17 protein-coding genes and 1 tRNA gene are annotated in these 20,852 nt (G+C 34.1%); 6 read left to right on the forward strand and 12 right to left on the reverse strand.

Annotated elements, in window-relative coordinates; all coding sequences use genetic code 11:
- Positions 1 to 4 precede the first annotated feature (4 nt).
- The 6 genes from ACNQF6_RS04880 to ACNQF6_RS04905 are packed head-to-tail and all read right to left on the reverse strand — an operon-like array spanning position 5 to position 8,441.
- Entirely contained in the window at positions 5 to 1,480 is a 1,476-nt protein-coding gene (locus tag ACNQF6_RS04880; RefSeq protein WP_417963761.1) for a quinol:cytochrome C oxidoreductase, read from the reverse strand.
- Between the two features lie 27 nt (positions 1,481 to 1,507).
- Positions 1,508 to 2,053, reverse strand: coding sequence for a c-type cytochrome (locus ACNQF6_RS04885; RefSeq protein WP_282710861.1), 546 nt, complete (start codon positions 2,051 to 2,053; stop codon positions 1,508 to 1,510).
- Between the two features lie 8 nt (positions 2,054 to 2,061).
- Positions 2,062 to 2,586, reverse strand: a complete 525-nt coding sequence (locus ACNQF6_RS04890) for a DUF3341 domain-containing protein (protein WP_315206273.1) — start codon at positions 2,584 to 2,586, stop codon at positions 2,062 to 2,064.
- Positions 2,579 to 3,982, reverse strand: a complete 1,404-nt coding sequence (gene nrfD / locus ACNQF6_RS04895; RefSeq protein ID WP_099714288.1) for an NrfD/PsrC family molybdoenzyme membrane anchor subunit — start codon at positions 3,980 to 3,982, stop codon at positions 2,579 to 2,581. The genes ACNQF6_RS04890 and nrfD overlap by 8 nt, the downstream gene beginning before the upstream one ends.
- A 38-nt stretch (positions 3,983 to 4,020) precedes the next feature.
- Positions 4,021 to 7,077 (reverse strand): TAT-variant-translocated molybdopterin oxidoreductase, encoded by a 3,057-nt coding sequence (locus ACNQF6_RS04900; protein ID WP_417963763.1) that lies wholly within the window; start codon positions 7,075 to 7,077, stop codon positions 4,021 to 4,023.
- A gap of 29 nt (positions 7,078 to 7,106) precedes the next feature.
- The gene (locus ACNQF6_RS04905) at positions 7,107 to 8,441 is read right to left on the reverse strand and encodes a c-type cytochrome (protein WP_417963765.1); all 1,335 of its coding nucleotides are present in this window, start codon (positions 8,439 to 8,441) and stop codon (positions 7,107 to 7,109) included.
- A 215-nt stretch (positions 8,442 to 8,656) separates the two neighbouring features.
- Here ACNQF6_RS04905 and ACNQF6_RS04910 point away from each other — a divergent pair, with 215 nt between their 5' ends.
- A complete protein-coding gene (locus tag ACNQF6_RS04910) occupies positions 8,657 to 9,046 on the forward strand; it encodes an SPOR domain-containing protein (protein WP_417963767.1) in 390 nt (129 codons plus the stop codon).
- A gap of 29 nt (positions 9,047 to 9,075) precedes the next feature.
- Here the strand turns inward: ACNQF6_RS04910 and ACNQF6_RS04915 are convergent, their stop codons facing one another.
- From ACNQF6_RS04915 to rimP, 4 genes are all read right to left on the reverse strand, one after another.
- Positions 9,076 to 10,176, reverse strand: coding sequence for a DUF6563 family protein (locus ACNQF6_RS04915; RefSeq protein WP_417963769.1), 1,101 nt, complete (start codon positions 10,174 to 10,176; stop codon positions 9,076 to 9,078).
- 78 nt (positions 10,177 to 10,254) lie between these two features.
- Entirely contained in the window at positions 10,255 to 13,152 is a 2,898-nt protein-coding gene (infB, locus tag ACNQF6_RS04920) for a translation initiation factor IF-2 (protein WP_417963771.1), read from the reverse strand.
- 113 nt (positions 13,153 to 13,265) lie between these two features.
- Positions 13,266 to 14,519: a transcription termination factor NusA gene (gene nusA, locus ACNQF6_RS04925; RefSeq protein WP_039108733.1), complete on the reverse strand. Its 1,254-nt coding sequence runs from the start codon at positions 14,517 to 14,519 to the stop codon at positions 13,266 to 13,268.
- Between the two features lie 13 nt (positions 14,520 to 14,532).
- Positions 14,533 to 14,997 carry a ribosome assembly cofactor RimP gene (gene rimP, locus ACNQF6_RS04930; RefSeq protein WP_417963773.1) on the reverse strand — a complete coding sequence of 155 codons (465 nt, stop codon included), beginning with the start codon at positions 14,995 to 14,997 and terminating at the stop codon, positions 14,533 to 14,535.
- 176 nt (positions 14,998 to 15,173) lie between these two features.
- Between rimP and ACNQF6_RS04935 the strand changes: the two genes are divergently transcribed.
- From ACNQF6_RS04935 to ACNQF6_RS04945, 3 genes are all read left to right on the forward strand, one after another.
- Entirely contained in the window at positions 15,174 to 15,266 is a 93-nt protein-coding gene (locus ACNQF6_RS04935; RefSeq protein ID WP_417963775.1) for a universal stress protein, read from the forward strand.
- Positions 15,259 to 15,540, forward strand: a complete 282-nt coding sequence (locus ACNQF6_RS04940; protein WP_417963777.1) for a universal stress protein — start codon at positions 15,259 to 15,261, stop codon at positions 15,538 to 15,540. Before ACNQF6_RS04935 ends, ACNQF6_RS04940 begins: the two co-directional genes overlap by 8 nt.
- Positions 15,541 to 15,675: 135 nt before the next feature.
- Entirely contained in the window at positions 15,676 to 15,996 is a 321-nt protein-coding gene (locus ACNQF6_RS04945) for a universal stress protein (RefSeq protein ID WP_417963779.1), read from the forward strand.
- 138 nt (positions 15,997 to 16,134) lie between these two features.
- Here ACNQF6_RS04945 and ACNQF6_RS04950 read toward each other — a convergent pair.
- Positions 16,135 to 16,205: transfer RNA gene (locus tag ACNQF6_RS04950), tRNA-Gln, on the reverse strand.
- A 238-nt stretch (positions 16,206 to 16,443) separates the two neighbouring features.
- Between ACNQF6_RS04950 and ACNQF6_RS04955 the strand changes: the two genes are divergently transcribed.
- Complete coding sequence (locus ACNQF6_RS04955) at positions 16,444 to 19,755, forward strand: glycosyltransferase family 117 protein (protein WP_417963781.1); 3,312 nt, start codon at positions 16,444 to 16,446, stop codon at positions 19,753 to 19,755.
- Positions 19,756 to 19,837: 82 nt separating this feature from the next.
- Positions 19,838 to 20,485 carry a polysaccharide deacetylase family protein gene (locus tag ACNQF6_RS04960; RefSeq protein WP_417963783.1) on the forward strand — a complete coding sequence of 216 codons (648 nt, stop codon included), beginning with the start codon at positions 19,838 to 19,840 and terminating at the stop codon, positions 20,483 to 20,485.
- A 9-nt stretch (positions 20,486 to 20,494) separates the two neighbouring features.
- Here the strand turns inward: ACNQF6_RS04960 and ACNQF6_RS04965 are convergent, their stop codons facing one another.
- Positions 20,495 to 20,791, reverse strand: a complete 297-nt coding sequence (locus ACNQF6_RS04965; RefSeq protein WP_099714276.1) for a thioredoxin family protein — start codon at positions 20,789 to 20,791, stop codon at positions 20,495 to 20,497.
- Positions 20,792 to 20,852: the final 61 nt, after the last annotated feature.

Raw genomic sequence — 20,852 nt, forward strand, 5'->3', positions numbered from 1 at the left:
AATATTAATAATGAAAATGTTTACTTTCTTCAATGAAAGGATTTCTTTTTGCTAACAAAGGAGCTTTAGTTAAGGCTGTGAAAACAACATAAATAAATAATCCTAAGAAGAAAAGAACTGATGCTATTTCAGGTATACCAATAAACCATCTGTCTCCTACAGTTCCCGGCATAATCATATTAAAGAAATCAATATAATGACCAGCTAGTATTACAATACCTGCCATAACTAGTACCCAAGTAATTCTCTTGAAATCTGTATTAATTAATATTAACAAAGGGAATAAAAAATTCATTACTACAGCACCAAAGAATGGAAGATTATACAATTCAATTCTAGTGATAAAATATGTTACCTCTTCAGGAATATTTGCATACCAAATCAACATGAATTGTGAGAACCATAAATACGTCCAGAAAACACTTAATCCAAACATGAATTTTGCTAAATCGTGAATATGACTTGTATTTACATGCTCTAGATATCCTCTAGATTTTAAATATAAAGTAATTAAAGCAATAGTCGTAATTCCACTAACAAAGAAGCTAGCAAATACATACCATCCAAATAATGTACTGAACCAGTGAGGATCAATAGACATTATCCAATCCCAAGACATTATAGATTCTGATACAATGAAGAAAACTAAAAACATCGCTGAAATATTGAAGTTTTTTTTGTAAAATGAGTTATCATTTGCTTCGTCTTGTGCCAAACAGTTCTTTCTTGAAAAATATTGATATAAACTCCAACCAGTCAAAAATATAGCAGCTCTAATAATCCAAAAAGGAAAATTTAAATAACCAGATTTATTAGCAATCAGTTTGTCACTAGCTACAACTTCCGGATCTAACCATATAAAAATGTGATTAAGATGCAAACCACATAATATTAGAATAACAAAAAAGATAATAGAACCAACCGGTAAATAAGAAGTTATACCTTGCATAACTCTAAATAATACAGGAGACCATCCAGCCTGAGCTACTTGTTGAATAGCATAAAATACTAAAACACCAAGAGAGACAAGCATAAAGAAAATACAAGCAACGTATAAAGCAGACCAAGGTTTGTTTTGTAGTTGGTGTAAAACATGATTCAAATGCTCAGTATGTTCAGCCTCTTCACTAACTTCATGACCTTCTTTTTTAACAGCTGCCTCAGCGTGTACTGGTTCAGCATGCGTTGCTTCAGCAACTTTAGTAGTATCATCAGTTAGAGCAACAGCTTCATGAGATTCTTCCATTTTTTTCTCTTCGGTAGCTTCACTATGACCAGCAGAAGCTTCATGTGAAGGTTCAGCAGCAGAAGTCGCTTCATGTTTAGATTCACCATGACCACCATGACTTTCGGCCGCAAGAAGCTTTTCAACTTCTTGAATATCTTTAGGTGCAGTTAAAAAACCATATCCAATTCCTAAAAGACCTACAGCCATTAAGACGAAAGAAAAAGTTTTTAATTTACTTGAAAATGTATACATATCTATTACGATCAGTTTGTTCAACAATTATAATTCGCTTTTTAGTTTTAGAACATAGTCAGTAACTAACCAACGTTCATGGGCACTCAATTGGTTAGCATGTGAACCCATTGAATTTAAACCATAAGTTATAACATGAAAAATACTTCCTTCAGTGATAACTCTATCTTTATAACTAGGAACACCCAGAAATTTTTCTCTTTCTACAAGCTTTCCTTTACCGTTTCCAGAAGCTCCATGGCAACTGATACAATATATTTCAAAAAGCTCTTTTCCTTTATCAGAATCTCTACTTAACGAATCTAAAGGAGATTTAAGATTTGCTTTTGCCAACTCATACCCTGCAGTAGAATTTTCATATTCAAAAGGTTCAAAACCTCTATTGATAGTTCCTGCAGCAGGAAGCTGACCCTCTTTACCATCTTTAAATGCATTTGATTCAGAATAAGTTTCATACCCTACTGACTCATACATATTTGGAAAATACTGATAGTTCGGTTTCGCATTATTATGGCAAGATGAAACTAAAATAGTTATTCCAAATAAAAGTGTTATTTTATATACGCTTTTCATATCTATAATTAATGCTTTTCTATTACTTTAACTTCTACAGCTCCCGTACTTTGGAAAAAAGAAACTAATTCTTCTTCATTATCATTTACAGAGACTTCCATTAAAAAATGGTCATCTGTAGTTCTTACATCTGGATTTTCTGCTTCTTTGAAAGGCCATAATTTACTTCTCATATAAAAAGTAATAACCATTAAGTGAGCAGCAAAAAAAACTGTAAGTTCAAACATAATTGGAACGAAAGCTGGCATGTTTTCAATATAACTAAAACTTGGCTTACCACCAATATCTTGTGGCCAATCTTGAATCATAATATAATTCATCATAGCTGTTGCTACTGAGATTCCAACACAACCATAAAGGAAAGCACAAATAGCTAATCTTGTAGGTGCAATTCCCATAGCTTTATCCAAACCGTGTACAGGGAATGGAGTAAAAACTTCTTCAATATGATGATGAGCTGCTCTGGTTTTTTTAACCGCATCCATCAATATATCATCGTCATTATAAATGGCGTATATTACTTTATTACTCATGATGTGAATCTTTATTTGCTTCTCTTTCTCTTTTGTAATTATCTCCAGTTCCTTTCAAAATTGTTTTTACCTCTGCTTGTGCAATTACAGGGAATGTTCTTGAATACAGTAAGAACAATACAAAGAAGAAACCTATTGTTCCGATGAAAATTCCAATGTCAACAAATGTTGGTGAAAACATTGTCCAAGAAGATGGTAAATAATCTCTATGTAACGAAGTTACGATAATTACAAATCTCTCAAACCACATTCCAATATTTACAACTATCGAAATTATAAACGAGAACATGATACTTGTTCTTAATTTTTTGAACCACATGAATTGCGGAGAAAAAACATTACAAGTCATCATTGACCAATATGCCCACCAGTAAGGTCCGGTTGCTCTGTTTAAGAAAGCATATTGTTCGTACTCTACACCAGAATACCATGCAACAAATAGTTCCGTTATATAGGCAACCCCAACAATAGAACCAGTAATCATGATAACTATATTCATCAACTCAATGTGTTGAATCGTAATGTAAGCTTCTAAATTAGATACTTTTCTCATAATGATAAGCAAAGTATTAACCATCGCAAATCCTGAGAAAACTGCTCCAGCAACAAAGTACGGAGGGAAAATTGTAGTATGCCATCCTGGAATAACAGATGTAGCAAAGTCCATCGATACAATAGTATGTACAGAAAGTACAAGTGGAGTAGCTAAACCTGCAAGTACTAATGACACTTCTTCAAAACGTTGCCAGTCTTTTGCTCTACCGCTCCATCCAAAACTTAATATAGAATACACTCTTTTGTTGAAAGGAGTAATAGCTCTATCACGTAACATCGCAAAATCAGGTAATAAACCAGTCCACCAGAATACTAATGAAACAGAAAGATATGTTGAAATTGCAAATACATCCCAAAGTAATGGTGAGTTAAAGTTTACCCAAAGAGAACCAAATTGATTCGGAATTGGTAAAACCCAATATGCTAACCATGGACGACCCATGTGGATGATTGGAAATAAACCTGCTTGAATAACCGAGAAAATTGTCATTGCTTCTGCAGAACGGTTAATCGCCATTCTCCAACGCTGACGGAAAAGTAATAATACCGCCGAAATAAGAGTTCCTGCGTGACCAATACCAACCCACCAAACAAAGTTCGTGATATCCCAAGCCCATCCTACAGTTTTATTTAATCCCCATGTTCCAATACCTGTAGATACGGTGTAAATTATACAGCCAAGTCCCCAAAGGAAGGCTATTAATGCGATTGAAAATACAATCCACCAATGTTTGTTTGCTTTACCTTCAACAGGCGCAGCTACATCTACAGTTACATCGTGATAAGATTTATCACCTATAACTAAGGGTTTTCTAATGGTTGCTTCGTAGTGAGACGACATAATCCTTTATATTGATTCTTAATTAATTATTTTTTGTACTAGGTATTTCTAACTTTAACGTGGTAAATCACATTTGGTTTTGTTCCAACATGCTCCAATAAATGATACATTCTTTCGTCAGCAGCTAACTTAGTCACTTCCGCTTCTTTATCATTTACATCTCCAAAAATCATTGCTCCAGTAGAACAAGCATTTGAACATGCAGTTTGGAATTCAACATCAACGATTGCTCTTCCTTCTCTTTTTGCTTTCAAAATAGTCGCCTGTGTCATTTGAATACACATTGAACATTTCTCCATAACTCCACGAGAACGAACATTAACATCTGGATTCAATACCATACGTCCTAAATCGTCATTCATATGATAATCGAATTCACTGTTTTTATTGTACAAGAACCAGTTAAAACGACGTACTTTATATGGACAGTTGTTAGCGCAATAACGCGTTCCAACACATCTGTTATAAGCCATATGATTTTGACCTTGACGAGAGTGTGAAGTTGCAGCAACTGGACAAACTGTTTCACAAGGTGCATGATTACAATGTTGACACATTACAGGTTGAAAAGAAACTTGTGGATTATCCCCAGCTTTTTCCATTTCATTAAATGTAGATAATGAACTTGATAAACCTGCAATATTTTCTTTTCTTTCGTTATCGCCTTCAAAAGTACTTTCAGAAGAATAATATCTGTCAATACGCAACCAGTGCATATCACGGCTTCTTCTAACTTCTGATTTTCCAACAACAGGAACGTTGTTTTCAGCATGACAAGCAATTACACAAGCACCACAACCGGTACAAGCATTCAAGTCAATAGAAAGATTAAAATGATGTCCAGTTGAACGATCAAATGAATCCCATAAATCAACTTTAGTTGCTTCAACTAGTTTGTGATCCAATGAAACCATTGGTTGCTCATTCCACTCTTTAGCATCTTTTGTATTGAAAATCTCTAAAGAAGTTTCTTTAATGATATCACCTCTTCCCATCAATGTTTTCTGACCTTGAACACAAGCAAACTCATGTTCTCCTCCAGCTTTCGCCAATGTTACGGACTGTACATTATCAAATCCTTTATATAAAGAGTAGGCATTTAAACCCACTATCATTTCTTCTTTCAAAGCCGCTTTACGACCGTAACCTAATGCTAGACCAATAGTCCCAACAGCTTGACCTGGTTGAACTATTACCGGAACATTTTCTAATTTAATTCCATCAGCAGTAGTAATAGTAGCATAACTTCCGTTTAATCCACCATTTGCAACGATTTCATTAGAAAGTGCGTATTTCTTAGCATCTGCATTCGAAACAGTAACATAATTATCCCAAGATACTCTTGTAATTGGATCTGGAAACTCTTGCAACCAAGGGTTGTTAGCTTGCTGTCCATCTCCCATACCTGTTTTAGTATATAAAACAAGTTCTAATCCTTGAGAAGCTTTTGATTTTGCTAAAGCATTTGCAGCAGCACTATAATCCGCAGAACCCGCAGATACCGTTGGGATAACTCCAACATAAACACCATCATGTAAAACTTTGTTCCAAGAAGAACCAGTAATTATTGTTGATGCGTTAGCCTTAATATAATCGTAAAATGTACCAGTACCACCATTTAAAGACAACAAGACATCTTGAAATTGTTTTGTAGTAAAAAGAGGGCGAATTGTCGGTTGAGTAATTCCGTAAGTTCCTTTTGTGATACTTACATCATTCCATGATTCTAAATAATGAGGAACAGCAGCTGCAATAGTACTTACTAAAGCAGTTTCATCTTCTTTTAAAGAAAATGCAACTGATGTTTTTACTTTTTTAAGCCCTTCAACAAAAGAAGTACTATCCGCTAAGGTATAAACTGGATTAACACCACTCATTATCAAAGTATGAACGCTTCCCGCTTTCATATCATTGATCAACTGAGTCACTTTTGCATCAGATCCTTTTCTGATTTGTCTTACTCCTGAAGTACTGAAAGCTTCACTTGCCAACACTTGGTTGATAGCCAAAACTAACAATTGAGCATTTTTATCTTGAATACCAGATACCAAAACTCCTTTTGAACCAGCAGCTTTCAATTGTTGAGCTGCTTTTGTAACTTCTGTTTTAAATTTATCTTCTAAACTTACAGCAACAGAAGAACCAGCTACAATATTATATATGTGTACTAATGCTTGTTTTTGATTAGCCGTAGACATTGGTAAACGCTTATCAGCAGCAGCACCAGACAAAGTCATATTTGCTTCTAATTGGAAATGACGAGACATCTTTCCTGCTTTAGGAATTCTTCCTTTAGCATAACCTGAATCAAATCCCCCACCTTGCCAATCCCCAAGGAAATCAGCTCCAACAGAAACTATAAGTGAAGCTTTAGAAAAATCATAATCAACCAAAGCTCTTTCTCCATATACCGTTTCAAAAGCATCTAATGCTTCAGATTCAGATATCGCATCATAAACAACATGCTTAGCATTTGGGTTTTTAACGATAAATTCAGCAATCAATTTTTCAGTAGACGGACTCGCTAATGTATTTGTCAGAAGTACTAATTGACCCCCTTTTGCAGCAGCATCAGCTATACTTGACTTAATTTTAGAATTAACAGCAGACCAAGTTGAATTTTTACCTTCAATTTTTGGCTCTTTCAAACGCATACTATCATATAAAGATAGAATAGACGCATGAATTCTTGCATTAGCACTAAACCTAGCTCCAGCAATAGTATTATTATCTATTTTAATAGGACGCCCTTCACGGGTTTTTACCAAAAGATTAGCAAAATCAAAACCGTCAAAAACAGAAGTTGCATAATAATCGGCAACTCCAGGAATAATTTGCTCCGGCTGAAGTACGTAAGGTATTGATTTGTTCACAGGACCTTCGCAAGCTGCAAGCGTAGCCGCTGCAGTACTAAAACCAACGTACTTTAAAAAATCACGACGTGATGTTGATGAAGATGACAAAGCGTCATTATTTCCTAAAAACTCATCAGTAGGAATTTCTTCAACAAATTCGTTATTTCTAAGCGCCTCAACAATAGAACTATTTTTGTCTAGTTCCTCAACACTTTTCCAGTATTTTTTGTTTGATGACATATATAAATATTAAAATCTTAATAATTTGATTAATAGTGGCATTTACCACATTCTAAACCTCCCATTTGCGCTGCAGTCAACTTGTCTACACCATATTTCTTAGAAAGTTCTTCATGAATTTTAGTATAGTATTCATTACCTTCCATCTTAACATCCGTTTTTCTATGACAATCAATACACCAACCCATTGTTAATGGAGCAAATTGTTTTTGAATTTCATACTCTTGAACTGGACCATGACATGTTTGACATTCAATTCCAGCAACAGTTACGTGTTGAGAGTGATTAAAATAAACAAAATCTGGTAAATTATGAATACGAACCCATTTTACAGGCTGTGTTTTTCCAGTATAACTTTGAGTTGTTTTATCCCAACCAACCGCAGTATATAATTTTTGGATTTGCTCATCATAGAATGCTTTGCTGTATTCCGGAGTTGCAGTAGTTTCAGCAACTTCAGCAATATTCTTATGACAGTTCATACAAACATTCAATGATGGAATTCCTCCGTTTTTACTTACCCTAGCAGCAGAGTGACAGTATTTACAGTTAATTTCATTGTCTCCAGCATGTATTCTGTGAGAGTAGTGAATTGGCTGAATCGGAGCATAATCCTGATCAACACCAACCTGCATTAAAAATCCGTAAACAAAATAAGCACTCGCCAAAAGCAAAAATATTGCCGTAACTAAAATCAAAAACTGATTTCTAGCAAAAGCTTTCCATATAGGAGTTGTTGGAGTTTTCGGAGCTACTACAATACCATTTGCTTTTGCCACTTTAGATAAAACTCTGTTTACCAAAAACAACATTACAACCAAAATAACCATAACAAGCGCCAAAGCACCTAATATAATATTGTTTGAAATACCACTATCAACAGCAGGCTTACCAGGAGCTTCAGCACCACCAGTTGTTGGAGCTGCAGCTTCAGCTTTAGGCTCCGAAGTGTAAGCAATGATGTTATCAATATCAGCATCTGATAATTGAGGAAAAGCAGACATTACAGCCTTATTATTTTCCTCAAACACTTTAACAGCCTGAGCATCCCCAGATTTAATTAAGTCTGAACTATTTTTTACCCACTTGTAAAGCCATGCCATCTCGTACTTAGCAGCAATACCCCTTAACATAGGACCTGTTGCTTTCGCATCTAATTTGTGACATGCAGCACAATTTGCATTAAACAATTCTTTACCTTTTAAAGCATCTCCACCCGTCGCCGCAACTGGTGCAGCTGTTGCCGCATCAGCTGTAACTGCCGCAGCTTCTTGAGCAAATGAAGTTAAAGAGAAAATTACCGACAGGGCTATGCCTAAGACTAATTTTCTTGAGATCGAATTATGGTTACCCACCTTTTTCATATAGTATAATGATTATCTACTAAAAATTGGCACAGTTTTTTCTAATTGTATTATAGAAACTGATCCTTTATTTAAAAACTTGGACAAAAATACGACTTAAGAACTATTCTCAAAACCTTAAAATAGTCTTAATTTCAATTTATATTAATTCTAAATAACATTTAGTATTTGCTATCAGTCATTAAATATTACTTTTGCACAAAAACAATCACATTATGAGAATTTTAGCCCTTAGAAAAGCATTTTTTATATCTCTTACCTTATTAATTTCCTATTACAAAGTATATGCCCAAGACGGAAACATAAGGGTAAATCAAGACTCTAAATTTGAACAATTATTAAATGAAAAGCGAAAAACAAATATTTCAAACACTGTAAATGACTATTATAAAATTCAAATTTTCAGTGGAGACAGCGAAAAAGCAAAAAAAACATTAAATGATTTTAAACAAGGATTCAGAGACATTGATGGAACTATTATTTTCTTTACGCCAAATTACAAAGTCTGGGTTGGGAATTTCAAAACACGAATTGAAGCAGAACGAAATCTCATCGAAATTAAAAAAAGCTACAGCAATGTACATTTAATAAAGCCTAATAAATAAAAAAAGACACCCACTCAGGTGTCTTTTTTTTATTGTCCCAAAGTTATTTGGTAATACTTCTTAATAATATCTTTTTTATCACCATTACTTTTATCACTAGCCTTAAACTCTTTTAAAAGCTCCGGATAAGACGACAACATTACTTTCATCTCATTATTCGATAGAAAAGATGGTTGCCCTGTATAACTATCAATAAGCATTGGAATAGATGAATCACTGGCTGCAGAAGCAATTGCAACTCCAATCAGCCCAAACATCGCACCCATTGCAATAGCATTATTAGAATTATAAATTACATTTTCAATGTAATACTTACCACTAATAATTTCAGTCTTGGCATAATGTTTTGAGCTTGCATATTTTGAAACATTGATATAAAAATTTTCACCATCACTGAATCCATAATAATTCAGTTCCTCTGAATTAGTAGCATTATTAAGCAAATAAAACTTTTCCTTTTTGTTCGTGATTTCAAAATTAGCATCATCAATCGGCTTACCATTTAAAACATCTATATAAGTCAAATAAATACCTTTAAGCGGGACATCTATAATCGTTTTTCTTTTAATACTCTGATTAGCATCATAAACGAGAGCTGATTTATCAGCATCACTTGTTTTCACATAATTAGTCAAACAATCCTGCAGAACCTTCTTCAATCGTTCATCGTGTTTACCGGTAACATCCATACCGTTACTTTCTGTTGAAGCCGTATACGAACCTACAATATAATCCACACCTTCTTTAGACTCTATTACATCAATTGCTAAAGTTGCGTATCCTGTTTCGGACATTGCTCTTGTAAGTTCAGAAACATACAGATCATTAATTCGGATAGAAATTTTAGACTTATTTTCTTGCCTTGGACAAATAACAGCGAGGTAATCCAAAAACTCTTCTGCCAAAGGTTTTTCAAAATTAGCTAATACTTTTCTATTAAAACCTCCTTTTTGAACGGTTCCAATATTTTCTTTAAACTGCCTTCCATCATGAACATTCTCAACATAAAAATTAAAGCCAACAGCATTATCTTTTTTATCTTTTAAAGATACTTTGTGGAATTCCGTTTTATTTTGAGAAAAGGCAACCGTGCTAACTACAACAAAAAATAACGCAAGTAATTTATTCATAAATAAAAAAATTTAGTTTGCTTTAAAAATAAAAAAATCCCGAATGAATCGGGATTTTAATTTTAATATAATGAAATTTTATTTCAGTTTCTTTTTAACAGCAACTTCATGGTACGATTCAATAACATCTCTTTCTTCGATGTCGTTGTATCCTTTCACTTGAATACCACAATCGTAACCTTTGGCCACTTCTTTCACATCGTCTTTGAAACGTTTCAGTGCTAAAAGCTCTCCTGTAAAGACAACTACACCTTCTCTAATAATTCTCATTTTAGCGCTTCGGACAATTTTACCATCCATAACCATACATCCTGCAATTGAACCCACTTTCGAGATTTTGAATATCTCTCTAATTTCAGCTGTACCCAGAATTTCTTCTTTCATCTCTGGAGCTAGCATTCCTTCCATTGCATCTTTCAAGTCATCGATAGCAGCGTAAATAATAGAGTAGTAACGGATATCGATTTCCTCTTTATCAGCTAATTGTCTTGCATTTCCAGCAGGACGAACATTAAATCCAATAATAATTGCATCTGAAGCAGAAGCCAACATTACGTCAGTTTCAGTAATTGCTCCAACACCTTTATGGATAATATTAATTTGAATTTCTTCAGTAGATAATTTAGAGAACGAATCAGACAATGCTTCAACAGAACCATCCACATCTCCTTTAAGGATAATGTTCAATTCTTTAAATTGACCCAATGCAATTCTACGTCCAATTTCATCTAATGTAATATGACGTTGTGTACGTACGGATTGCTCACGCATCAATTGAGAACGTTTTGAAGCAATTTGTTTCGCTTCTTTTTCATCTTCAAAAATATTGAACTTATCACCCGCAGTTGCTGCTCCATCAAGACCTAGAACTGAAACCGGAGTCGAAGGACCCGCAACAGTTACTATATTCCCTCTTTCGTCATGCATGGCTTTAATTTTACCATGATGCTTACCAGCTAACATATAATCTCCAATTTTCAACGTTCCGTTTTGAACTAATATCGTGGAAACATATCCTTTTCCTTTATCAAGGAACGCCTCGACAACAGTTCCAGAAGCCGCTTTATTTGGATTTGATTTCAAATCTAAAAGTTCTGCTTCTAGCAATACTTTTTCTAATAATTCTTTTACACCTGTTCCTACTTTCGCAGAAATGTCATGTGATTGAATTTTTCCACCCCAATCTTCAACAAGTAAATTCATACCTGCTAATCTTTCTTTTACTTTTTCAGGATTAGCATTTGGCTTATCAATTTTATTGATAGCAAATATGATAGGAACTCCAGCTGCTTGAGCATGGCTGATTGCTTCTTTAGTTTGCGGCATGATGTCATCATCAGCAGCAATTACAATAATAGCAATATCTGTAACTTGAGCACCACGCGCACGCATCGCAGTAAACGCTTCGTGACCTGGTGTATCTAAGAATGCAATTTTTTGTCCGTTATCTAAAGTTACTCCGTAGGCTCCAATATGCTGTGTAATTCCTCCAGACTCACCTGCGATTACGTTTTCTTTACGAATGTAATCCAGTAACGATGTTTTACCGTGATCGACGTGACCCATTACCGTTACAATTGGCGCTCTGAAAACTAAATCTTCCTCTCTGTCTTCAACAACTTGAATTGCTTCTTCGATGTCTACAGTGATAAATTCAACTTCATAGCCAAATTCATCAGCAACAATAGTCAAGGTTTCTGCGTCAAGACGTTGGTTCATAGTAACCATGATTCCAAGTGACATACACGTTCCAATAACTTTAGTAATTGGCACATCCATCATGATTGCAATTTCACCTACAGTAACAAACTCAGTAACCTTAATAGTTTTACTGCCTTCGTCAATAGCTCTTTGCTCATCATCAGATTTCTGACGATGTGTATCTCTTTTATCTCTTCTATATTTAGCCGCTTTAGATTTACCACCTTTACCTTGCAGCTTCTCTAAAGTCTCTCTAATTTGATTTTTAACTTCTTCCTCAGTAGGCTCCACTTTTGCAACAATGGCAGGTCTGTTTCCTTTTACAAAACCAGGCCTAGCACTTCTGTTTGCATTGAATCCACCACCACCAGTATTAGGTGTAATCTTGTTAGGGTTTGGCGCACCAGGAACTCCCGGTGTTGCAGGTGGTCTAGGAGCACCCGGTTTAGGAGCAATCCTTTTACGCTTGTTTTTATTTGCATTGGCTGCAGCCGAACCTGGAGCACCCGGTTTATTCGGAGTGATTTTCGGTTCTTCTTTTTTCTTTTTCGGTTTGTTGAATTGAGATAAATCAATTATCTGACCCGTTAAAGTAGTTCCCGATAGTTTTTGATATTGCGTGGTGATGGTTTCATCAACAGGTGCTTCATCAACTTTAACTGCCTCGGTTTTTGCAACCACTTTTGGTTCAGCAGGAACTTCTTTAGGAGTTTCTGTTTTAACCTCTTTAATCCCAACAATAGGTTTTACCTCTTTTTTGTCTGAAACAGGTTTCTCAGTTGACAGTTTTTCAGCTAACGGTTTCTCAGGTGAAACTTCTTTCGAGACAGCTTTTACATCAGGCACATCAGCTACGAGAGCTTCTACTTTTTCAGCTACTTTTACAGGAGCAATAATTGACGGTTTTTTTGGATTAAGATCAATCTTACCTACTTGAACCGGACCAGCTATAACTGCTCTCGCTTTTATAACTTCTTGTTGTTTTACGCGCTCTTCCTCAATTTTACGTTTGTCTTCGATTTCTTTCTCTCGTTCTAAACGTAAAGCTTCTTTTTCTTTTCTTTTCTCTTCCCCTACTTCTTTAGAAGCCTCCTTATTCCCTTTGTCACCTGCAAACTGACCGCACAAGACATTGTATACATCATCAGAAATTTTTGCGTTTGGATTTGCTTCAATAGCAATCCCCTTATCTTTTAGATAATCCACAGCTCTTTCTAAAGAAATATTCAATTCCCTTAAAACTTTGTTTATTCTAATAATTCTCTCTTCAGACATAAAACCTTTTTATTATTACCTTTTTTGTTATTCCTCACTTTACTCCCAACCCGATACCTATCGAGCAAGAATTTATTGTAAAGTGGCATGTTTATCGTTGAAGATACTTTTGACTAACTGTCAAATTCTTCTTTCAATATTCTCATTACATCTAGAATTGTTTCCTCTTCTAGGTCTGTTCTTCTTACTAAATCTTCCACATCTTGTTTTAAGATACTTTTTGCTGTATCCAAACCAATTTTTGCAAATTCTTCAATAACCCAGTCTTCAATTTCATCTGAAAACTCAGTTAATTCAACATCATCCTCATCAGCTGTAGCACCTGCGACATCTCCTTCACGAATAACGTCTAGCTCATAACCAGTCAATAAACCCGCTAATTTAATATTGTGTCCACCACGACCAATTGCTTTTGAAACTTCTTCAAGCTTCAAGAAAACTTCTGCTCTTTTTGTCTCTTCATTTATTTTAATAGAAGACACTTTTGCAGGGCTTAATGCTCTAGTTATAAATAACTGAATGTTACTTGTATAATTGATAACGTCGATATTTTCGTTTCCTAATTCACGTACAATTCCATGAATACGAGATCCTTTCATACCCACACAAGCCCCAACAGGGTCAATTCTGTCATCATAAGAATCTACGGCTACTTTTGCTTTTTCACCAGGGATTCTTACCACTTTCTTAACCATGATTAAACCGTCAAACACTTCAGGAATTTCTTGTTCAAATAATTTTTCCAAAAACTTCTCAGAAGTTCTAGACATAATAATTTGAGGTTTATTTCCTTTTAATTCAACGCTTTCTATTATTCCTCTAACGTTATCTCCTTTACGGAAAAAGTCAGAAGGGATTTGTTTTTCTTTTGGTAGAATAATTTCATTTCCTTCATCATCAACCAAAATAACGACTCTTGGACGCACATGGTGTACTTCAGCAGTATAAATATCACCTATTAAATCTTTAAATTGTTTGTAAAGATTTGTGTTATCATGTTCATGGATTTTAGAAATCAAATTCTGACGCAAAGCTAAAATTGCTCTTCTTCCTAAATCAATTAATTTCACTTCTTCGGAAACTTCTTCGCCAATTTCGAAATCAGGCTCAATTTTTCTAGCTTCAGTCAAAGTGATTTCAAGATGATCAAAGTCCAAGTCTTCATCCGCAACGATTACTCTTCTCTGCCATATCTCCATATCTCCTTTATCAGGATTTATAATGATATCAAAATTATCATCTGAACCGTATTTTTTCTTCAATGCATTTCTAAATACATCTTCCAAAATTGCCATAAGCGTTACACGATCAATAAGTTTATCATCTTTAAACTCTGAGAATGAATCGATTAATGCTAAATTTTCCATGCGAATTCTTTAATTAAAATGTTACTGTAACAATTGCTTCTTTTATATCTGCGTAAGGTAATTTAAGTTCTTTTTGAACCGTTTCTTTCCCTTTCCCTATCTTTTTAGGCTCTCTTGCTTTCCAAGACAAAATTACAAAATCATCATTAGCATCGGCTAATTCTGCTTCAATAATTTCAACCGAAGTCTTCACAATCAATGTTCGGCCTATATTTTTCTTGTATTGTCTTATTAATTTCAATGGTGATCCAACTCCTACTGAAGCTACTTCCAGAGAGTAATCTTGTTCCTCTCTATCCAGATTACTATCTATGAATTTACTCACATCTATGCAATCTTGAAGTGCCACTCCATTATCACCGTCCAAAGTCACAATAACCTTGAAAGCATCAGTAATGATAAGGTCTATCAAAAAAATTGATGGCTTTTCTAACAAGCCTTCCGTCAACAACGTATTTACTTTTTCTTTAAATGTCATATTTTTATAAAAAGAGGGGACATTTAGTCCCCTCATTATCTAGATTTTAATAAATAACGGTGCAAATATAGTGTTTTTTTTTATAAACTAAAATAATCGATTGCTCTAAAATAATTTCTTATCTTTATAGGAGCATTAAAATAACAGTTTTTATCATAATTTAACACTTTATAATTATGAAACGAATTTTAGTCCCTACCGATTTTTCTGAATATTCCGAAAACGCTTTAAATGTGGCTGCCATAATTGCAAAAAAAATAATTGCATAATTTTTTGTTGCATTTATTGGAATTACCAAACCAAATAAACGAGGCAGTAACTGGCGGAAGCAACACACCCGTAGTAATGTTGTTTATAAAAAAAACAAACGAAACACTCCAGAAAATCAAGAAACAGCCCTATTTAAAAGGAATTTCAACAAATGCATCCGTGCTATTCGAAAGAGCTTTTACCGGTATTTTATTTTGTAATAAAAAAAATGAAATTGATTTAATTGTAATGGGTTCAAAGGGAACTTCAGGCATCGAAGAAGTACCTATTTGATCCAACACAGAAAAAGTAGTTCGACCGTCAGAAATCCCAGCATTGGTTATAAAAAAGAATATTCGTGACTTTAAATTCAACAACTTTGTGTTTGCTTCTGATTTTTCAAAAGAAATTAAAAAACCTTTCAAAAAAATGATAGAATTTGCAAAAATATTCAATGTAAATCTATACTTAGTTGTGATTTGCACACCCAACAGCTTCAAAACCAAAAAAATGTCCGAGGAGATAATGAAAAAATTCATCGCCTCTTTTGAAATCGAAAATTACTCTACACACATCTACAATGACGTTAATATAGAAAACGGAATCATTAATTTCACCAATAGCATTGATGCTGATTTAATAGGCCTTTGCATACATGGAAGAACAGGATTTGCTCATTTCTTCAACCGTAGAATCAGTGAAAACTTAGTCAACCACACCGTCAAACCGGTAATAACTTTCAAGATTTAAATAATTCAAAAGGAAATTAAATAAAATGATCTAAACCCAACCTCTCGTTCATCAAAGCCATTTCTATAAAATAAAGCCCAAAAACAATCTGTTAAGTTTATTCCATAAAAAAACCCCTCAAAAATGAGGGGTTTTACGTTGGTCTACAAGGACTCGAACCTTGAAAGACTGCACCAAAAACAGTTGTGTTACCATTACACCATAGACCAGCATTGCTGCTAAGCGAGTGCAAATTTAAAATAAATTTTAGTTTGTACAAATTTATTTTGCCTTTTTATGAAAAAAAATTTGCTAAAAATTAAAATAAACTTCAAAAAATCACAAAAAACCTTTACAATCAATGTGTTATTGAAAAGTAATACTTTTCCAGAAAATATTGTTAATGCTATCAAGGTTAAACAAAAAAACATTTTCTTTGTAACTCAAAATTAAATTAAATTTTAGTACATGGATAAAGCAGCATTCAATTTCAATAAATGGAATACAATTATTGGTTGGCTTACATTTGTAATAGCATTATTAACATACACTTTAACCGTTGAACCTACAATGAGTTTTTGGGATTGTGGCGAATACATAGCCACAGCAGCAAAACTTGAAGTAGGCCATCCTCCCGGAGCGCCTTTATACCAAATGATTGGTGCTTTTTTCGCCATGTTTGCCTCAGACAATACAAAAATTGCATTAATGGTAAACATGATGTCTGTGTTTTCAAGTGCATTTACCATTTTATTCTTATTTTGGTCTTCATCGATAGTGTTAAAAAAAATAGTTTCTCGATTTTCTTACCTGAGCCAAAAAGGCGAAAAGACGGAGCAGACAAATAAAAGCAATGACATTGTTATTCTTGGAAGTTCATTCGTAGGAGCTTTAGCCTATACCTTCTCAGATAGTTTTTGGTTTAATGCTGTAGAAGCCGAAGTCTATGCTATGGCATCTTTACTTATTGCTTTATTATTTTGGCTGGGTTTACGATGGGAACAAGACATGGACAAGCCAAGAGGAAACAAATGGCTTTTAATCATATCTCTTGTTGTCGGGCTTTCTTTTGGAGTCCATTTCATGGCATTATTAACAATTCCCGCAATAGGTTTCCTTTATTTTTTCAAAAACTACAAAGTAGTTACCCTCAAAAATTTTATCATTGCAAATGTTGTTGTTATCGCTATTCTATTATTTATTTTCAAATTACTTCTTCCTCTGACTATGGGATTCTTTGGTAAAACCGAAGTTTTCATGGTTAACAGCTTAGGATTACCTTTTAACTCAGGAACTACATTTGTTGCTTTACTCTTAATTGCTTTCTTTTACTTTGGACTAAAATACACCAAACAAAAAGGTTTCGCATTCTACAATACTATAATCCTTTGTATATTATTTATTTTAATTGGTTTCTCTACATGGATGATGTTACCCATCAGAGCAAATGCCAATACCGTAATTAACGAAAATAAACCTTCGGATGCAGCTGAAGTTCTTGCCTACTACAACAGAGAACAATACGGTGTAAATCCTTTGTTTTACGGCCCTCAATACACCGAAGCTTTTGCTGGTTTAGACAAGAACAATCCTTACTTAGATAAAGCGCCCAATTACGAAAGAGATTATAAAACAGGAAAATATATTATTACGAATAACTTCAAAAATGCGGAGCAAAATACCGATAACAATCAGAAAACTATTTTGCCAAGAATGTGGAGCGGTGAGCACATCGAGAACTACATGAATTTTACAAATCCGCCTCAATTCAGATTAAATCCTGATTATCCATATGAGGATGATTTAGCCAAATACGGTATCGATCCAAGTCAATTGAGCGAGGAAGATTATAACAAGGCAATTGCTCAACTTAAAAATGAAACTGAAAAAATTGTTACTGAATTCAGACAAGCTTACGCTCAAAATCAAATTGATAACGAAGGCTATGTTACGTTCCTGAAAAGCTATGGTGATTATTTAATTGTTGAAAAACCAACAACTGCTGACAATTTAGGATTCATGGTCGAATACCAGTTTGGTTATATGTACTGGAGATACTTGATGTGGAATTTTGTTGGAAGACAAAACGACATTCAAGGAAAATACGACTATCTCGATGGGAACTGGCTTAGTGGCATCTCATTTATAGATGAATTACACTTAGGAAGTCAAGACAATCTTCCTTCGGATGTACTGAACAATAAAGGTCGAAATGTGTATTTCTTTCTGCCATTTATTCTCGGGTTAATCGGTTTAATGTATCACGCCAATAAAGACTTAAAAAGTTTCTATGTATTACTCGCCTTATTCCTTTTTACGGGAATAGCATTAAAAATTTACTTAAACGAAAGACCTTTCGAACCTAGAGAGAGAGATTACGCCTTAGTAGGTTCCTTTTACGTATTTGCCATTTGGATAGGCTTTGGCGTTTATGCATTATATGAAAGTGCACAGAAATATCTAGCTCCAAAACTAGCAGGTCCTATTATCATTGCAGCCAGCTTACTAGCAGCTCCAGTTCTTATGGCTTCACAAAACTGGGATGATCACGACCGTTCCGGGAAATATACTGCGGTTGCAATGGCAAAAGCATATCTGGAATCATGTGATCAGGACGCTATTTTATTTACGATTGGTGATAATGATACGTTCCCGCTTTGGTACGCACAAGAGATTGAAAAAGTAAGAACGGATATCAAAATTGTGAACACGAGCCTTTTCATGACAGATTGGTATATCGATCAGATGAAAACTAAAACATATGAATCAGATGCTCTTCCTATTTCATTTACACACGATGAATATGTAGGTGATAAACTGGATTATGTAGCTCACATTCCAAAAGTTGAAAGCCGTTGGGATATAAAAGACTTCATCAATTTTATCAAAAATCCAAAATCAACTGTAGACATGCAAAATGGACAAACAATCCATTTTTACCCTACAAATAAGATTCGAATTCCTGTTGACAAAAATATAATCATAAAAAACAAGGTGGTTAATCCTAAGCACAATGATTCTATTGTGCCTTACATTGACTTGGACATCAAAGGAAATGCATTGTACAAAAACAGATTAATGATGCTTGACATTGTTGCTAATAACAATTGGAAAAGACCAATCTATTTTAGCGGTGGCGCATTTGACAATGAAGATTATATCTGGATGAAAGAATACCTTCAATTAGAAGGAATGGTTTACAAACTTGTTCCAATAAGAACCGCTTTGTCAAAAGATGCAAGTCCACTTGATATGGGACAAATAGATTCTGATAAAATGTATGCTAAAGTAATGAAATGGGATTGGGGCAATGGCGAAAGTCCAAAAATTTATCACGACCCTGAAACGCGTAGAAACAGCATAACATACAGAACCAATCTTTCAAGATTAATGAATCAGTTAATTGTTGAAGGACAAAAAGATAAAGCAAAAAAAATTATCGATTTGGCAATGACAAAAATGCCTGTGGAATATTTCGACTATTATTCTTTAGTAGAACCATTCGCTGGAGGATATTACAAAATCAATGAGAAATTAAAAGCACAACAATTGTTGGATAAATTAATTCTAAAATACAGAGAGAACCTTAATTATTATGGCAATCTAAAATCTTCTGAGCAAACTAGTATTGCCATTCCTATTATCACTGATATTGAGCGATACAGAAGTCTTTTGACCGTAATGAAAGAAAATGACGATTTAGATTTTTATAATAAAAACAGAATCGTATTTAACACTTACATTAAAATGTTTGATCGCTTTGGACGCGAAAAAGAATAATTTTAAACAAAAAAGATCCTGATTAGAAAAGGTAGCGATATTGAAAAATGTCGCTATTTTTTTTTAATTTTAAAACTAAAAAATGAAATTTTACTGGATAAAGACAAATTGGCTTATAAAAAAAATATTCTCAAATTATACTTGGGATTTTCCCAATGCTGGAAACAGCAATACAGTCTACCTCACATTTGATGATGGACCTATTCCGGAAGTCACAGAATGGGTTTTGGATGAATTAAAAAAGTACAACGTAAAAGCTACTTTTTTTTGCATTGGAGACAATATTGATAAAAACCTTGAAATATTCAAAAAGGTAATTAGCGAAGGTCACTCTATAGGAAATCATACTTTTAATCATTTGAACGGATGGAAAACGCCAACAGAAACCTATATTGAGAACACAAAACGATGCGAAGAAACGATTCAAAAAAATAGTTCCTCTAATCTAAAATCTACTCTATTTCGTCCACCTTATGGGAAGATAAAAGCATCTCAATCTAAAAAAATTAGAAAACTTGGCTACAAAATAATTATGTGGGACGTACTTAGTGCTGATTTTGATCAAACTTTATCGCAGGAAAAATGCTTAGAAAATGTACTATCAAATCTAAGACCAGGAAGTGTAATTGTTTTCCACGACAGCATAAAAGCTTTCAAAAACTTAGCATACGTATTGCCTAAAACATTAGCTTATTTAAAAGAAAATAATTTTAATTGTGAGGTGTTGTAATGAAATACGTTACAATTGTTCTTGAACAATACTAATAATAGTGTTCGCATCTAATTCTCCTGATTGTCTCCATATCATTTGACCTTGTTTGTAAATCATCAACGTAGGCAAACCTTTAATGCGCAAAGCATCGGCTAATTCTTGATTCTTATCCACATCAATCTTAATGACTTTTGCTTTGTCGCCAAGAGCGGCCGCTACATCTCTAATTACAGGATGCATTGAAACTGAAGGCTCATTCCATTCTGTGTAAAAGTCTATTAACACAGGTACTTGAGCATTTATAAGTTCTCCAAATTTTGACATAAAACCAAAAATTTAATTTTTAAATTCACTAAAAAGAGATATTTATTTTACAAATGTAGCA

Source organism: Flavobacterium pasteuri (assembly GCF_048286615.1).
Classification (GTDB): Bacteria; Bacteroidota; Bacteroidia; order Flavobacteriales; family Flavobacteriaceae; genus Flavobacterium.

Bases quoted from the DNA above. Each gene is read 5' to 3' on its own strand.
- ACNQF6_RS04880 (WP_417963761.1), bottom strand. From the start codon at position 1,480: ATGTATACATTTTCAAGTAAATTAAAAACTTTTTCTTTCGTCTTAATG.
- ACNQF6_RS04885 (WP_282710861.1), bottom strand. From the start codon at position 2,053: ATGAAAAGCGTATATAAAATAACACTTTTATTTGGAATAACTATTTTA.
- ACNQF6_RS04890 (WP_315206273.1), bottom strand. From the start codon at position 2,586: ATGAGTAATAAAGTAATATACGCCATTTATAATGACGATGATATATTG.
- nrfD (WP_099714288.1), bottom strand. From the start codon at position 3,982: ATGTCGTCTCACTACGAAGCAACCATTAGAAAACCCTTAGTTATAGGT.
- ACNQF6_RS04900 (WP_417963763.1), bottom strand. From the start codon at position 7,077: ATGTCATCAAACAAAAAATACTGGAAAAGTGTTGAGGAACTAGACAAA.
- ACNQF6_RS04905 (WP_417963765.1), bottom strand. From the start codon at position 8,441: ATGAAAAAGGTGGGTAACCATAATTCGATCTCAAGAAAATTAGTCTTA.
- ACNQF6_RS04910 (WP_417963767.1), top strand. From the start codon at position 8,657: ATGAGAATTTTAGCCCTTAGAAAAGCATTTTTTATATCTCTTACCTTA.
- ACNQF6_RS04915 (WP_417963769.1), bottom strand. From the start codon at position 10,176: ATGAATAAATTACTTGCGTTATTTTTTGTTGTAGTTAGCACGGTTGCC.
- infB (WP_417963771.1), bottom strand. From the start codon at position 13,152: ATGTCTGAAGAGAGAATTATTAGAATAAACAAAGTTTTAAGGGAATTG.
- nusA (WP_039108733.1), bottom strand. From the start codon at position 14,519: ATGGAAAATTTAGCATTAATCGATTCATTCTCAGAGTTTAAAGATGAT.
- rimP (WP_417963773.1), bottom strand. From the start codon at position 14,997: ATGACATTTAAAGAAAAAGTAAATACGTTGTTGACGGAAGGCTTGTTA.
- ACNQF6_RS04935 (WP_417963775.1), top strand. From the start codon at position 15,174: ATGAAACGAATTTTAGTCCCTACCGATTTTTCTGAATATTCCGAAAAC.
- ACNQF6_RS04945 (WP_417963779.1), top strand. From the start codon at position 15,676: ATGATAGAATTTGCAAAAATATTCAATGTAAATCTATACTTAGTTGTG.
- ACNQF6_RS04955 (WP_417963781.1), top strand. From the start codon at position 16,444: ATGGATAAAGCAGCATTCAATTTCAATAAATGGAATACAATTATTGGT.
- ACNQF6_RS04960 (WP_417963783.1), top strand. From the start codon at position 19,838: ATGAAATTTTACTGGATAAAGACAAATTGGCTTATAAAAAAAATATTC.
- ACNQF6_RS04965 (WP_099714276.1), bottom strand. From the start codon at position 20,791: ATGTCAAAATTTGGAGAACTTATAAATGCTCAAGTACCTGTGTTAATA.